Below are 13,757 nucleotides of genomic sequence, written 5' to 3'. Positions count from 1 at the left end.
ATACTGCCGCGCATGACTTTCGACTCCCCCCTAAGCGCCTGGCAACATGCCGTCGAGCACAAGGGTTTCATCCAGGATGAAGCCCAGGAGCACGCCGTCTGGGCGTTGCAAAAATGCCATGAAGCCCTGCATGCCGGTGCCCGTTCGGTCACCGGCGTCTACCTGTGGGGCCCGGTCGGGCGCGGCAAGACCTGGCTGATGGACCAGTTCCATCAAAGCCTGCGGGTGCCGGCGCGGCGACAGCACTTTCATCACTTCATGGGCTGGGTCCACCAGCGTTCCTTTCAGTTGACCGGGATCGCCGATCCATTGCGGGCATTGGCCCGGGAACTGGCGGCCGAAGTGCGGGTGCTCTGTTTCGATGAACTGTTCGTCAACGACATCGGCGATGCGATCATCCTCGGCCGGTTGTTCCAGGTGATGTTCGACGAAGGCGTGGTGGTGGTCTGCACCTCCAACCTGCCGCCGGATCAGTTGTACGCCGACGGATTCAACCGCGACCGCTTCCTGCCGGCGATCACGGCGATCAAGCAGCATATGCAGGTGGTCGCGGTGAACGGCGCCGAGGATCACCGTTTGCATCCCGGTGCCCTCGAACAGCGCTACTGGGTGGCGGCGCCGGGGCAGGATTGTGCGCTGGCCAAAGTGTTCGACGCATTGGCCGCCGGGCAAACCGTCAGCGACGAACCAGTGCCGGTCGGTTACCGCGCCTTGAACGTGGTGCAGGCCAGTGATTCGGTGCTGTGGTGCCGTTACGCCGACCTGTGCGAGCAACCGTTCGCCGCCATGGACTTCATCGCGCTGTGCGACACCTACCGGGCTATCCTGTTGAGCGAGGTGCCGAACCTGAGCGCGCAAAAGCGCGAAGGGCGGATCGCCCGTGGCACCGAGGACGGCGCGGAGCGGGTGGTGGCCGGCGACCGCGAATTGCCGCAACTGTCGGTGCACGATGACGGCGTACGGCGTTTCATCGCGCTGGTCGACGAGTGTTACGACCGTAAGGTGCCGCTGTACATCGAGGCGCAGGTGCCGATGGACGCGCTGTACACCGAGGGTTATCTGGAGTTCCCGTTCCGCCGGACCCTCAGCCGTTTGCAGGAGATGCAACTGCAACGCTTTGCCGACACTTGATGCATGGAGGGCGCGACATGCCTCAGCCACTGTCCCATCACTTGCTGACCATGGCCTATCAGAACGCCTGGGCCAACCATCGACTGGCCAAGGCCTGGCTGCAGCTCGACGACAGGGAGCTGGCGGCACCCAGGGTCAGTTTCTTCCCGAGCATTCGCCTGACCCTCAATCACATCCTCACCTGCGACTGGTTCTACGTCGATGCGCTGGAGCGTGAGTTGCGCGGTGACGAACCGCATCCCGACTGCTACGTGTTCTTCAATGCAGACGAACCCTTCACCGAGGCTCAGGCCTTGCGCCGTGAGCAGGCCCATGTCGACCGCCGCTTGATCGCCTATTGCGAACAACTGCGCGATGCCGATCTGGGGCGCATCGTCACCATCGCCCGGGACACGCCGCAGCACGACAGCCGTCTGCGGATGATCTCGCACCTGTTCGAACATCAGATCCACCATCGTGGCCAGGTCCACGCCATGCTCAGCGGCACGCCAGTGAAACCGCCGCAACTGGACGAGTTTTTCTGCGCCGGCGAATCCGGGTTGCGGGCCGAGGATTTCGCCGAGCTGGGCTGGACCGAAGAACTGATCTGGGGCCACTGAGACGGTCGGGTTGTGGTCGCAGGTTGCCTCGCGCTAAGGTCGGTGAGCCTTTCAGTGCGTATGAAACGCACCGGGGCCCGTGCGATCGAGGATGGAAATGGATTCCGCAGAGATTCTTGTACTTCAAGCCAGCTATACCAACCCGCTGCATGCCGAGGCCATCGGTGTGGTGCTCAATCATTACGCCGAAGACCCGATGGGTGGCGGCCAGCCGATTGCCCCCGAACTGTTGCAGCAACTGCCCGCAGAGCTGGCCAAGCGGCCTCACGCGTTCAGCGTGCTGGCCTTTGTCGGTGGCGAACCGGCCGGGCTGGTGAACTGCTTTGAGGGCTTTTCGACCTTCGCCTGCAAACCGCTGGTCAACGTGCACGACGTGTCGGTGGTGACAAAGTTTCGAGGCCTGGGGTTGAGCCAGAAAATGCTGCACAAGGTCGAGGAAATCGCCCGTCAGCGCGGTTGCTGCAAGATCACCCTGGAAGTGCTCGAAGGTAATGCCGTCGCTCAGGGCTCATACGCCAAATTCGGCTTTGCGCCGGGCATGTTCGACCCGAATCACGGGCGCATGCTGTTCTGGATCAAGGAACTGCAGGCATAAAAAAGGCGCCCCGAAGGGCGCCCAACTGTCATCTGCGAAGCCAGAGCGGAGCCATCGCAGGTCCATCGGTAAACCTTGCTACATCACGGACGGTAATGCTCGGTGACCTGTGCGGTCTGGTCGTCCGGAACGCGGAGTTCGTTGGTTTTGGTGCCAGCCTGCTGGCTTTGGGCGGTGTGGACCGGGAAGTTTTCCCAGTGATTACGCATCCGCTCGGCACCGCCCTCGGCAAAAGCGCTGGCGGATGCAAGTGTGATCAGACCGGCAAGGATTGCAGTCGTGATTTTCATGGTTGTCTCCTGCGAAAAAAATGTCGGAGCCGTTCATCCATGACTCAAACCCTCGAGACGCAGTGTCCGTCGAGGGTATTAACCAGGGGTTAACGCGTGCCCCGTGCAGGTTTTACCGATTGTTTCCGAAGGGGCGGAGAGGGTGATTCAGGAGAAAACAGGGAGTAGTGTCATTTCAGGGTGTGGGGCGAGAGCATGAAAAAAGGGCCGTTTCCGGCCCTTTCTGGTTATTGCTTGACGACTTCCTTCGGCGCCTCTTCGGGCTTTTTCGGCTTCATCAGGCTGAAGTCGATCAGTGCTCGCTGTTCGCGTTCGTAAGGGTTGCCGATCAACAGTGGACGCTGTTTGAAGCTGTCGCTGACCACGCTTTTGCTGCGGTCCAGTTCATCGAAACTCAAACCGGCCAGGTCCGCCCAGGTGTGGATCAGGTGCGCACTGCTGTAAGGCCGGCTCAGGTCTGCGGCGAAACTCCAGTCGTGGTTTTCACGCCACTTCGGCGAGGCCCAGGCCATGAACGGAATGGTGTACATCGGCGCGGTCGGTTTGTTTTCGTTACGACCCAGGGTGGTGTGACCCGCCGAGTCGAACACGTCTTCACCGTGGTCGGAGAGGTACAGCAGGAAACCGTTCGGATCGGATTTGGCGTAGTCCTTGATCAGGCTCGAGACCACGAAGTCGTTGTACAGCACCGCGTTGTCGTAGCTGTTGTAGGTCGGCACCTGATCGTCACGCACGCCGGCCGGGACGCCGGTGCGGTCCTGGAACTTGTCGAAGCTCGGCGGATAACGGTACTGGTAGCTCATGTGCGTACCGAGCAGGTGCACGACGATCAGCTTGCGCGGTGCCGGGTCGGTCAGGGCCTTGTTGAACGGCTCGATCACATCGCCGTCGTACTGCGCGGCGTTCTGGTTGCGGTTGTTGTTCAGGTACACCTGCTCGTCGGCCTGTTCGGAGAAGGTCGTGAGCATGGTGTTGCGCTTGGTCATGGTCTGCTGGTTGGTGATCCAGAAGGTCTTGTAGCCCGCCTGTTTCATCATGCTGACCAGCGACGGCGTGGACAGGTACAGGTCCGGGTTTTCTTCGTCGGCGAAGGTCAACACCTGCTGCAGCGCTTCGATGGTGTACGGACGCGGGGTGACGACGTTATCGAAGACCGACAGCTGGTCCTTGAGCTTGTCCAGTTCCGGCGTGGTCTTGCGCTGATAGCCATAGAGGCTCATGCGCTGGCGGTTGGTGGACTCGCCGATCACCAGCACCAGGGTCGCAGGCTGATTGGCGCCGGCATCCTTGAGGTTATGCAGCGGCGGGATCTTGCTCGCGCTGTGGAGCATGCCCTGCATCTCGCCCAGAGTTTCCAGGTAGCGGTGGTAGGCCACGGCCATCTGCCATGGCACGGCCGGTTCGATGCGGGTTTCGAATTTCTCGAAACCGCCGGCGAAGCTGCCGGTGCGCTGGGTCTGCTTGATCAGCGGGTAACCGACCACCGCGAACAGGATCGCCATGGCGGCCACGAAGGCCCGGCCACGGGGCATGTAGACCGGACGCAGGCGGGTCCACAGGAAATAGGCGAACGCGGTGTGAGCGAGGAACGCAGGAATCATCCACCAGGCGAAGTACTGGGTGATGTACTCGCCGGCTTCCGACACGTTCGACTCGAACATGATAAAGATGACGCTCTGGGAGAATTCCTGCTGATAGATGAAGAAGTAGCCCAGGCTGGCCATCGAGCAGGCCCACAGCACCACGCCGATCACGGCGGCGAGCAGGCGGGTACGCTTGGGGAACAACAGCATCGGCGCGAGCCAGACTGCGCTCATCACGAATGCCTGACGGAATCCGGTGAAGCCAGAGGTGCCGGTCAGCTGGATCAGCAGTTGAGTGATACCGGAGAAGTACCAGAAGAACACAAACAGCCAGATGAAACCGGCCCAGTCAAAACCTGCCGCAGCAGTCTTGCTGCGTTTAAACCATGCCATTCAGCACTCCAACTCAGTCACCATTGCCACCGCCGGGACGTTTCATGAAATCGGGAGCATGAAACCGACGAACGGAAACCGCGCGCGGACACGCACGGCAGAATGGGCCGGAGTATCAACAAGCCAATGTGAAAACTTCGTTAGTTGCCGCGAATGGCAGAGGGAGGATCATGTCGGGAACGGCTGGGCTGCGGTTCCCGATCAGGTGGGCGGTCAGGCGTGGGGTGAGCGCTGGACGCGTGGCAGAGGCTTTGGCTCGACGCCTTGGGTCATCAGGCGCAGTTGCGCCAGCTCTTGTTTAAGCTGGTCGCGTTCGTCCTTCAACTGACGAAGTTCATCACGGCGGATCGTGACGTACAGGGTTTGTGGCGGCATTGCTGTGTGTACTGTGCCCATTGCTCACCTCGCAAATGGCGTGTCTCAACTGCAGATCGCTCCCGATAACGGGCGCTGATCTGCTATCGGCGCCGATTCTGGTTTCTTTTGCTCGTGAATGGAACTTTTTTATTTTTCATGGTCGTTGTGTCTTCGCCACGTTTCCCGACGTTATCAGTCTGGATCGGGCACAATGCCCGGAAACTTCACACCGACGCTCTGGACTAACCTCCATGAGAGCGTTGGGCTATAACCTTTGACACACTTTTATTTGTAGTAAGGAGCATCAGCACATGCAACTCGGGATTATTGGACTGGGCCGCATGGGCGGCAATATTGCACGGCGTCTGATGCTCAACGGTCACACCACCGTTGTTTACGACCGCAATACCGCCTTTGTCGACACCCTGGCCGCCGAGGGCTCTACCGGCGTCGCCGATCTGCCTGCGCTGGTTGCGGGCCTGGCCAAGCCGCGTGCCGTGTGGGTCATGCTGCCGGCCGGCGCGCCGACCGAAGACACCATCGAAACCCTGAGCACGCTGCTTGAGGCGGGCGACACCATCATCGATGGCGGCAACACCAACTATAAGGACGACATCCGCCGGGCCAAGACCCTGGCCGAGAAAGGCCTGCACTACATCGACGTCGGCACCTCCGGCGGCGTATGGGGCCTTGAGCGCGGCTACTGCATGATGATCGGCGGCGATGCCGAGACCGTTAAGCGCCTGGACCCGCTGTTCGCCGCACTGGCGCCGGGCATGGGCGACATCCCGCGCACCAAGGACCGCAAGTCCGACGATCACCGCGCCGAGCACGGCTACATCCACGCAGGTCCCGCCGGTGCCGGTCACTTCGTGAAGATGATTCACAACGGTATCGAGTACGGCATGATGGCGGCCTTCGCCGAAGGCTTCGACATCCTCAAGACCAAGTCCAGCGAGCTTCTGCCGGAAGATCAGCGTTTCGACCTGAACGTGGCCGACATCGCCGAAGTCTGGCGTCGTGGCAGCGTGGTGTCGTCGTGGCTGCTCGACCTGACCGCCGATGCCCTGGCGGTCGACCCGAAACTCGACGGTTTCTCCGGTTCCGTGGCCGACAGCGGCGAAGGTCAGTGGACCATCGAAGCGGCAATGGAACAAAAGGTGCCGGTCCCGGTGCTGTCCAACTCGCTGTTCTCGCGCTACCGCTCCCGCGGTCAGGGCACGTTCGGTGACAAGATCCTCTCGGCCCAGCGCTTCGGCTTCGGCGGCCACGTAGAGACTGCGAAGAAATGACCCATACGATCCGCAGAAAATCCAAGGCAGAACCCGCACCACCGACCACGCTGTTTTTGTTCGGTGCCCACGGCGACCTGGTCAAGCGCTTGCTGATGCCGGCGCTGTACAACCTCAGTCGCGACGGCTTGCTTGACGAAAATCTGCGGATCGTTGGCGTTGACCACAACGCCATCACGGATGAAGCCTTCGCGCAAAAGCTCGAAGACTTCATCCGTACCGAAGTGGCGGCGAAGGTCGGCAAGGGCGATCAGATGCTTGATCCGGCCTTGTGGGCCAAGCTCGCCAAAGGTATCAGCTACGTCCAGGGCGACTTCCTGGACGACAGCACTTATTCCGCGCTGGCGGCGAAAATCGCCGACAGCGGCACCGGCAATGCGGTGTTCTACCTGGCCACCGCGCCGCGTTTCTTCAGCGAAGTGGTGCGTCGCCTTGGCGCCGCGAAACTGCTGGAAGAAACCCCGGAAGCCTTCAGAAGGGTGGTGATCGAAAAGCCGTTCGGCTCTGACCTGCAAACTGCCGAGGCGTTGAACGCCTGCCTGCTCAAGGTCATGTCGGAAAAGCAGATCTACCGGATCGATCACTATCTGGGCAAGGAAACCGTGCAGAACATTCTGGTCAGCCGGTTCTCCAACAGCCTGTTCGAAGCGTTCTGGAACAATCACTACATCGACCACGTGCAGATCACCGCCGCCGAAACCGTCGGCGTCGAAACCCGTGGCAGTTTCTACGAACACACCGGCGCCCTGCGGGACATGGTGCCCAATCACCTGTTCCAGTTGCTGGCCATGGTGGCGATGGAGCCGCCGGCCGCGTTCGGCGCCGATGCGGTGCGGGGCGAGAAGGCCAAGGTGGTCGGCGCGATCCGTCCATGGACTACCGAAGAGGCGCGGGCCAATTCGGTGCGCGGCCAGTACAGTGCCGGCGAAATCGACGGCAAGCCACTGGCCGGTTATCGCGAAGAAGCCAACGTATCGCCCGACAGCACCACCGAAACCTACGTGGCGCTCAAGGTGATGATCGACAATTGGCGCTGGGTCGGCGTGCCGTTCTACCTGCGTACCGGCAAGCGCATGAGCGTGCGCGACACCGAGATCGTTATCTGCTTCAAACCGGCGCCGTATGCGCAGTTCCGCGACACCGAGGTCGACGAATTGCAGCCGACCTACCTGCGTATCCAGATCCAGCCCAACGAAGGCATGTGGTTCGACCTGCTGGCCAAACGGCCGGGGCCGGCGCTGAACATGGCCAACATCGAGCTTGGGTTTGCGTACAAGGATTTCTTCGAGATGCAGCCGTCCACCGGCTATGAAACCCTGATCTACGACTGCCTGACCGGTGACCAGACGCTGTTCCAGCGCGCCGACAATATCGAGAACGGCTGGCGTGCGGTGCAGCCGTTCCTCGATGCCTGGCAACAGGACGCAAGCGTGCAGAGTTATGCCGCCGGCGAAGACGGGCCTCAGGCTGCCGATGATCTGCTGACTCGCGATGGTCGCGTCTGGCATGGTCTCGGATGAGTGAGCCTATCCGTTTTCTGCTGAGCGACATGGACGGCACGCTGTTGCTGCCCGATCACAGCCTGAGTCAGCGCACCATAGATGCGGTTCGTTCGTTGCGCGAAGCCGGCGTATTGTTCAGCCTTGCCACCGGGCGTCCGCCCAAAGCCATGCTGCAACAGATCGAAGCCCTGGGCGTCGATCTGCCGACGGCGGCGTTCAACGGCGGCACGATCGTCAACCCGGACGGCAGCATTCTGGTCGCTCACTACCTGCCAGCCACAGCGGCACTGACGGCACTGGCGCTGTTCGCCGATCAGCCGGAGGTCGAGATCTGGGTGTTCAGTGGTGGCGACTGGCTGCTCAAGGATCCGCACGGGCCGATGGTTCCTCGCGAGCAGCATGGACTGGGTTATCCGCCGGTGGTGGTCGACAGTTTCGAGCCTTATCTGGAGCGCATCGACAAGATCGTTGCGACCAGCAACAACACCGAGCTGTTGATCGAGCTGGAGGCGCGTTTGCTGCCGAAGGTCGAGGGCATGGCGCAGGTCTCGCGTTCGCAGCCGGTGTATCTGGACGTGACGGCACTCGAAGCCAACAAGGGCGAAGCTCTGGCAACGATTGCTGCCCATCTCGGCGTGCCGCTGGCGCAGACCGCAGCGATTGGCGACGGCGGCAACGACCCGGCGATGTTTCATGTCGCCGGCCTTTCGATCGCCATGGGCCAGGCAGAAGACGCCGTGAAGCGTCAGGCAGACGTGGTGACCGGGACGAACACCGAGGACGGTGTGGCGCAGGCTATCGAAAAGTACATTCTGCCGCGCTGATCGATGCATAAAAAAACGGGAGCCCCAGGGCTCCCGTTGTTGTTTCTACAGCCAGTAACTCACGGCATACCAGCCGAGCAGCCCCATCACCACGGTGTAGGGCAATGCCATCCACACCATCCGCCCGTAAGACAGCCGTACCAGCGGTGCAATCGCCGACGTCAGCAGAAACAGGAACGCAGCCTGACCATTGGGCGTCGCCACGCTCGGCAGGTTGGTGCCGGTGTTGATCGCGATGGCCAGGGTCTCGAAATGTTCGCGGCTCATGTGGCCGGACAGGAATGCCTGTTTCACTTCGGTGATGTAGATCGTCGCCACGAACACGTTGTCGCTGATCGCCGACAACAGACCGTTGGCGATGAACAGCATCCCCGGTTGCTGCTCGGCTGGCAGTGCCAGTACCCACTGGATCAACGGCGCGAACAGTTGCTGATCATGGATCACCGCCACTACGGCAAAAAACACCACCAGCAGCGCAGTGAACGGCATGGCGTCCTTGAACGCGCTGCCCAGACGATGCTCGTCGGTAATGCCGGTAAACGCGGTGATCAGGACAATGACCATCAGACCGATCAGGCCTACTTCGGCGACATGGAACGCCAGCCCTGCAATCAGGATCAATGCGGCCGCGCCTTGCACCAACAGCGCGGCACGCTGGCGAGGTGTGCGTTCGGCATCATCTTCACGGGCGTAATCGGCCAGTACCGCGCGGACATTGTCCGGCAGCAAGGTGCCGTAGCCGAACCAGCGCAGCTTCTCCAGCAGCATGCAGGTCAACAGACCCGCTACCAGCACCGGCAGAGACACCGGCGCGACCTTGAGGAAAAACTCGGCGAAGTGCCAGCCCATCTCGTGGCCGATCAGCAGGTTCTGCGGTTCGCCAACCAGCGTGCAGACACCGCCCAACGCAGTCCCGACCGCCCCATGCATCAGCAGGCTGCGCAGGAAGGCACGGAATTGTTCCAGATCCTCGTGATGCAACTTTGGCAAATGCTGATCGTCGCTGAATTCGCTGTCCTGACGCGGATCGTTGCCGGAGGCGACACGGTGATAGACCGAGTAGAAGCCGACGGCGGCACTGATGATCACGGCGGTCACGGTCAGCGCGTCGAGAAAGGCCGAAAGGAACGCCGACAGAAAGCAGAACATCAGCGCCAGCAACATTTTCGAACGCACGCCGAGCAGCAGCCGCGAGAACAGGAACAGCAGCAGATCCTTCATGAAGTAGATGCCGGCGACCATGAACATCAACAGCAGGATCACCGGGAAATTGTGCTGTAACTCTTCGTACAGCGCCTGGGGCGTGGTCATCTTCAACAGCAGCGCTTCGATCAGCAGCAGACCGCCGGGCATCAGCGGGTAGCATTTGAGCGCCATCGCCAGGGTGAAAATGAATTCGATCACCAACAGCCAGCCGGCAGCGACAGGACCTGCCGACCACAGCACCACGGCGTTGAGAATCAGGAACCCGACGATGCACGCCTTGTACCAGCGGGGCGAATGCCCGAGAAAATTGTGCGCGAACGCCTGGGCCATCGAACCGGACATCGGTTGCTCCTTGCTTTAAGAAGCGCGCAAGGTGCCGTAAGCGTTGAGCAAGATCAAGTGTGGGAAGTTTCTGTTTATGGGTTCAGATAGCGCGCAACCACGGCGCGGTAGTTGCCATCCAGCGAATAACCGCCGACCAGAATCCCGCCTTCCGGTTGCACCGCCAGCGATGTAGCGGTATCGAGGCTGCGGCCCAGTCGCGTACGCAACCAGCCGTGGCCGGCGCCGAAGCTGTGGTCGAGGCGACCGTCGGCCAGATAGCGCGCAACGATGAAATCGGCCTCGACCCCGCCAATCGTCGCGCCTGCCGCGATAAGCCGGCCGTCCGGCATGCGCTGTGCGGCGCTCCACTGGCAGCCGCTGGGGCCGATGTCCAGCAGGGTGGGCTGACCGTTGTTGCAGTGCAGGTCGGGGCGACCATTGCTGTGGACAGACAGCGCCATGCAGCGGATCGGGTCGCGGCTGCTGCCAAAGCAATGCAGGTGATTCGCGGATTCGATGATCTGGTTGACCAGCGCGCTGTGTCCTTGAGCCTTGAAGGCAAGGAAACCGTCCAGCGCAAAGCGTTCGTCGAGCTGCCCGTCCGGCAGGTAGCGTGCGAGCAGGCCTTCCTGGGGGAAGTCGATGGCGCCGGCCACCACGATTCGTCCGTCCTCTTGCAGCAACAAGCTCCCCAGCCAGGTATTGAGCAGCAAGTGCCGGACCATGACAAACCCTCGGCCATTGAAGGTTGCGTCGAGATTACCGTCTGGCGTGACGCGGATCAGCATGCCGACATGGTCGGCCAAAGAGCAGTGGTGGTTGGCAATCAACAGAATATGCCCGTCATTCTGGACTGCAAAATCGCAGGCTTCTGCCCCCGGGACACCGGGTGGCAGCCAGGTGTCGCGGGTGCCCATGGACAGATCGCCGGGCAAGCGCACTATTTTCCGGCCGTTGTCGCCGAACTCCGGGGCCGGCCGACCCTCTGCATCGAACAGGGCGAGGGCGGGCAAGGTGCGATGTTCGGACTCGTAATGCAGGCCTGCCAGCAGGATTCGCCCGTCAGGCAAGACCTGGACCTTGCTGCCCGTGGCTTCGAAACCAGAGGCGAACTGGCCGATCACGCTGCCCTGAAAGCCGAAGCCAAGATCCGCAGAACCATCATCCAGCAGACGGGCCAGGCCGAAACGGCTGCCTTGAGGCGTGCCGACCTTGGCGGCGATCAGGATGCGACCTTGCGGATCAAGTGCGACATGCTGGGTCAGGCTGGACGTGCTGCCGGAAAAATAAACCTGAGCCACGCCGTTATTGGCAAATCTCTTGTCGAGTTGTCCGGCGTTATTCGCTAGCGCCGGGAGCGCAATAGCGGACTGGATTGACATACCTGCTCCTCCTTGCAAGTTGACCAATAGCCGGAAGCCGGGTCGGTAACTGCATGGCGAAACATTCAATCCCTGTAGTCGCACAAGTACAACTGACAGAACTAACAGGTGGAGCGTCGTTGTGTGCCAGAACAGTGACTTTTTGAACCAGTCGCAAGCCTGCCAAGCATTCAGGCGCGAAAGTGTGGAGGAAAGTTGTACAAAATGGCTGAAGTTAAAAAGGATTCAGCAACTTGAATGAAGAGGGCGGATGACTTGAAAGTCATCCGCATTGCCCTCGGATCAGTGTGGCATCGACCAGGACTGCAGTGCATAACCTTCGTCGCTCAGTTCAGCGCGAGCCTGTTGCAACAGGCATTCGAGCTGGGCCGGATCGGAATAAGCGCTGCTTGGAATACGGGTGCGACCGATCTGCGAATTGGTGCGGTCGATAACGGTCAGGCTCAGTTCGCCATTGCCGTCTTGTGGGGCCCAGGCCACGCATTGGAAAGGTTTAAATGCGTGGTTGGCAATCAAAAGAGCTTCGTTGATACGGAGCGGGGCGGTCATGGGGTCTTCTCTCTGTAGTGCCCAATCAAGTGATGTGCCGTCGGTTGGGCTTACCGTGCGGCGAGTTACTTGTACTGATGCACGCAACCCGCCGGCAGGTCACACAGGATTTGAAGAAATTTCGACTTTCTTTCATACAATCTCTGTTACGGCGTTTTTTGAAAGCTGGGTGAAAGAATCGAGTCGATAGCCAACTAACAAAACAGGTTCTTATAACTGCTTCACTTGTACACCTATAAGCAATCGATACAAGGCGCCGTCAAATTCTTGCTAATGTTACAGCCAGGTCTGCCAAATGACTGTTTTTACAATCATTTCCTATAATTTGGCGCCAAGGAACAGTCATGAGCGAAGCGCCTGCGTTACGACGTTTATTGGTAGTCGACCCTTGTGACGACTGTCACCGATTGTTGCCCGGTTTACGCGCCGTAGGCTGGGATGTTGATAGTTGTAGCCTGGAAAATGCCGCCGACCGCAGTTGCGATGTCGGCCTGCTTCGTTTGCAGCCTTTTCACCTGGAACGTCCCGAAGCCGTCAAAGAGTTGATCAGCCGCAGCGGTACCGAGTGGATTGCCGTGCTGAATCAGGAAGTGCTGCGCCTGCAGAACGTTGGCGACTTTGTTTGTGAATGGTTTTTCGACTTTCATACCTTGCCGTTCGACGTGTCGCGGGTCCAGGTCACCCTTGGCCGGGCGTTCGGCATGGCGCGCCTGCGCGGCCAGGGCAATGTCCATGTGGACCAGCCGGAACACGAGCTGCTCGGCGACAGCAAACCGGTCCGCGAATTGCGCAAGCTGCTCAGCAAACTGGCTCCCACCGAGTCACCGGTACTGATTCGCGGCGAAAGCGGGACCGGTAAGGAACTGGTCGCCCGTACCCTGCACCGACAATCGCAGCGCCACAGCAAACCGTTTGTGGCCATCAACTGCGGGGCTATTCCCGAACACTTGATCCAGTCCGAACTGTTCGGTCATGAAAAAGGCGCATTCACCGGCGCCCATCAACGCAAGGTCGGACGTATCGAGGCGGCCAACGGCGGCACATTGTTTCTCGATGAAATCGGCGATCTGCCGCTGGAGCTACAGGCCAATCTGCTGCGCTTTCTCCAGGAAAAGCACATAGAACGAGTAGGCGGCAGCCAGCCGATCCCGGTGGATGTCCGGGTGCTGGCAGCCACTCACGTCGATCTTGAAGCAGCGATCGAGAAAAAGCGTTTTCGTGAGGACTTGTACTACCGGCTCAATGTGCTGCAAGTCGTGACTGCGCCGTTGCGAGAGCGGCATGGCGATCTGTCGATGCTGGCCAACCACTTTTCCCATTTCTACAGCCACGAAACCGGACGTCGGCCGCGCAGCTTCAGTGAAGACGCGCTGATCGCCATGGGCAAGCACGACTGGCCGGGTAATGTCCGGGAACTGGCCAACCGTGTACGCCGAGGGCTGGTCCTGGCTGAAGGGCGGCAGATCGAGGCTCGCGACCTGGGGCTGATCAGTCAGCAGTCGCTGGCCACTCCGATGGGCACCCTCGAAGACTACAAGACCCGGGCCGAACGCCAGGCATTGTGCGATGTACTGAACCGGCACAGTGACAACCTCAGTGTGGCCGCCAAAGTGCTGGGGGTTTCCCGGCCGACGTTCTACCGCTTGTTGCACAAACACCAGATCCGCTAGGGCGCGGTGCTTCTTCGGGGAAGAAGCTGAAAAGGCCCGCTGCGAGTGCATCGCAGCGGG

General features: G+C 60.4%; 13 protein-coding genes. 7 read left to right on the top strand and 6 right to left on the bottom strand.

The window, feature by feature from the left end; translation table 11 throughout:
* Positions 1-12: 12 nt before the first annotated feature.
* From zapE to CAG02_RS02545, 3 genes are all read left to right on the top strand, one after another.
* Positions 13-1,131, top strand: coding sequence for a cell division protein ZapE (gene zapE / locus CAG02_RS02555; protein WP_085708178.1), 1,119 nt, complete (start codon positions 13-15; stop codon positions 1,129-1,131).
* A gap of 17 nt (positions 1,132-1,148) precedes the next feature.
* Positions 1,149-1,730, top strand: a complete 582-nt coding sequence (locus CAG02_RS02550; RefSeq protein ID WP_085708177.1) for a DinB family protein — start codon at positions 1,149-1,151, stop codon at positions 1,728-1,730.
* A gap of 97 nt (positions 1,731-1,827) precedes the next feature.
* The gene (locus tag CAG02_RS02545; RefSeq protein ID WP_085708176.1) at positions 1,828-2,325 is read left to right on the top strand and encodes a GNAT family N-acetyltransferase; all 498 of its coding nucleotides are present in this window, start codon (positions 1,828-1,830) and stop codon (positions 2,323-2,325) included.
* Between the two features lie 83 nt (positions 2,326-2,408).
* On the opposite strand, the gene CAG02_RS02540 is transcribed toward CAG02_RS02545, so the two are convergent.
* The 3 genes from CAG02_RS02540 to CAG02_RS02530 all read right to left on the bottom strand — a co-directional run bounded on the left by CAG02_RS02540 (position 2,409) and on the right by CAG02_RS02530 (position 4,987).
* Positions 2,409-2,615, bottom strand: a complete 207-nt coding sequence (locus CAG02_RS02540) for a hypothetical protein (RefSeq protein ID WP_085708175.1) — start codon at positions 2,613-2,615, stop codon at positions 2,409-2,411.
* Between the two features lie 227 nt (positions 2,616-2,842).
* Complete coding sequence (locus CAG02_RS02535) at positions 2,843-4,591, bottom strand: phosphoethanolamine transferase CptA (protein WP_085708174.1); 1,749 nt, start codon at positions 4,589-4,591, stop codon at positions 2,843-2,845.
* Positions 4,592-4,804: 213 nt separating this feature from the next.
* A complete protein-coding gene (locus tag CAG02_RS02530; RefSeq protein ID WP_085708173.1) occupies positions 4,805-4,987 on the bottom strand; it encodes a DUF6026 family protein in 183 nt (60 codons plus the stop codon).
* A 272-nt stretch (positions 4,988-5,259) separates the two neighbouring features.
* Here CAG02_RS02530 and gnd point away from each other — a divergent pair, with 272 nt between their 5' ends.
* Genes gnd through CAG02_RS02515 form a run of 3 tightly spaced genes read left to right on the top strand, consistent with a single transcriptional unit; the run spans position 5,260 to position 8,566 of the window.
* On the top strand, positions 5,260-6,240 hold the full coding sequence (gene gnd, locus CAG02_RS02525; RefSeq protein ID WP_085708172.1) for a phosphogluconate dehydrogenase (NAD(+)-dependent, decarboxylating): 981 nt from the start codon (positions 5,260-5,262) through the stop codon (positions 6,238-6,240).
* Positions 6,237-7,760, top strand: coding sequence for a glucose-6-phosphate dehydrogenase (gene zwf, locus CAG02_RS02520; protein WP_085708171.1), 1,524 nt, complete (start codon positions 6,237-6,239; stop codon positions 7,758-7,760). The genes gnd and zwf overlap by 4 nt, the downstream gene beginning before the upstream one ends.
* A complete protein-coding gene (locus tag CAG02_RS02515) occupies positions 7,757-8,566 on the top strand; it encodes a Cof-type HAD-IIB family hydrolase (RefSeq protein ID WP_085708170.1) in 810 nt (269 codons plus the stop codon). The genes zwf and CAG02_RS02515 overlap by 4 nt, the downstream gene beginning before the upstream one ends.
* Before the next feature lie 45 nt (positions 8,567-8,611).
* On the opposite strand, the gene nhaB is transcribed toward CAG02_RS02515, so the two are convergent.
* The 3 genes from nhaB to CAG02_RS02500 form a co-directional block, all read right to left on the bottom strand.
* Complete coding sequence (nhaB, locus tag CAG02_RS02510) at positions 8,612-10,114, bottom strand: sodium/proton antiporter NhaB (protein WP_085708169.1); 1,503 nt, start codon at positions 10,112-10,114, stop codon at positions 8,612-8,614.
* Positions 10,115-10,188: 74 nt separating this feature from the next.
* Positions 10,189-11,478 carry a hypothetical protein gene (locus CAG02_RS02505; RefSeq protein ID WP_085708168.1) on the bottom strand — a complete coding sequence of 430 codons (1,290 nt, stop codon included), beginning with the start codon at positions 11,476-11,478 and terminating at the stop codon, positions 10,189-10,191.
* A 282-nt stretch (positions 11,479-11,760) separates the two neighbouring features.
* A complete protein-coding gene (locus CAG02_RS02500) occupies positions 11,761-12,027 on the bottom strand; it encodes a hypothetical protein (RefSeq protein WP_085708167.1) in 267 nt (88 codons plus the stop codon).
* 344 nt (positions 12,028-12,371) lie between these two features.
* Here CAG02_RS02500 and CAG02_RS02495 point away from each other — a divergent pair, with 344 nt between their 5' ends.
* Positions 12,372-13,697 carry a sigma-54 dependent transcriptional regulator gene (locus CAG02_RS02495; RefSeq protein ID WP_085708166.1) on the top strand — a complete coding sequence of 442 codons (1,326 nt, stop codon included), beginning with the start codon at positions 12,372-12,374 and terminating at the stop codon, positions 13,695-13,697.
* The last annotated feature ends 60 nt before the right edge of the window (positions 13,698-13,757 follow it).

This window comes from Pseudomonas sp. R43(2017) (assembly GCF_002112345.1).
In the GTDB taxonomy this organism is placed as follows: Bacteria; Pseudomonadota; Gammaproteobacteria; order Pseudomonadales; family Pseudomonadaceae; genus Aquipseudomonas; species Aquipseudomonas kribbensis.
The sequence above is the reverse complement of the archived record's forward strand: the minus strand, read 5'-3'. Positions and strand labels throughout refer to the sequence as shown.

Excerpts from the sequence above, each read along its gene's own strand:
- CAG02_RS02495 (WP_085708166.1), top strand. The coding sequence starts at position 12,372 with ATGAGCGAAGCGCCTGCGTTACGACGTTTATTGGTAGTCGACCCTTGT.
- CAG02_RS02545 (WP_085708176.1), top strand. The coding sequence starts at position 1,828 with ATGGATTCCGCAGAGATTCTTGTACTTCAAGCCAGCTATACCAACCCG.
- CAG02_RS02515 (WP_085708170.1), top strand. The coding sequence starts at position 7,757 with ATGAGTGAGCCTATCCGTTTTCTGCTGAGCGACATGGACGGCACGCTG.
- CAG02_RS02540 (WP_085708175.1), bottom strand. The coding sequence starts at position 2,615 with ATGAAAATCACGACTGCAATCCTTGCCGGTCTGATCACACTTGCATCC.
- CAG02_RS02550 (WP_085708177.1), top strand. The coding sequence starts at position 1,149 with ATGCCTCAGCCACTGTCCCATCACTTGCTGACCATGGCCTATCAGAAC.
- CAG02_RS02505 (WP_085708168.1), bottom strand. The coding sequence starts at position 11,478 with ATGTCAATCCAGTCCGCTATTGCGCTCCCGGCGCTAGCGAATAACGCC.
- CAG02_RS02500 (WP_085708167.1), bottom strand. The coding sequence starts at position 12,027 with ATGACCGCCCCGCTCCGTATCAACGAAGCTCTTTTGATTGCCAACCAC.
- zwf (WP_085708171.1), top strand. The coding sequence starts at position 6,237 with ATGACCCATACGATCCGCAGAAAATCCAAGGCAGAACCCGCACCACCG.
- CAG02_RS02530 (WP_085708173.1), bottom strand. The coding sequence starts at position 4,987 with ATGGGCACAGTACACACAGCAATGCCGCCACAAACCCTGTACGTCACG.
- gnd (WP_085708172.1), top strand. The coding sequence starts at position 5,260 with ATGCAACTCGGGATTATTGGACTGGGCCGCATGGGCGGCAATATTGCA.
- CAG02_RS02535 (WP_085708174.1), bottom strand. The coding sequence starts at position 4,591 with ATGGCATGGTTTAAACGCAGCAAGACTGCTGCGGCAGGTTTTGACTGG.
- zapE (WP_085708178.1), top strand. The coding sequence starts at position 13 with ATGACTTTCGACTCCCCCCTAAGCGCCTGGCAACATGCCGTCGAGCAC.
- nhaB (WP_085708169.1), bottom strand. The coding sequence starts at position 10,114 with ATGTCCGGTTCGATGGCCCAGGCGTTCGCGCACAATTTTCTCGGGCAT.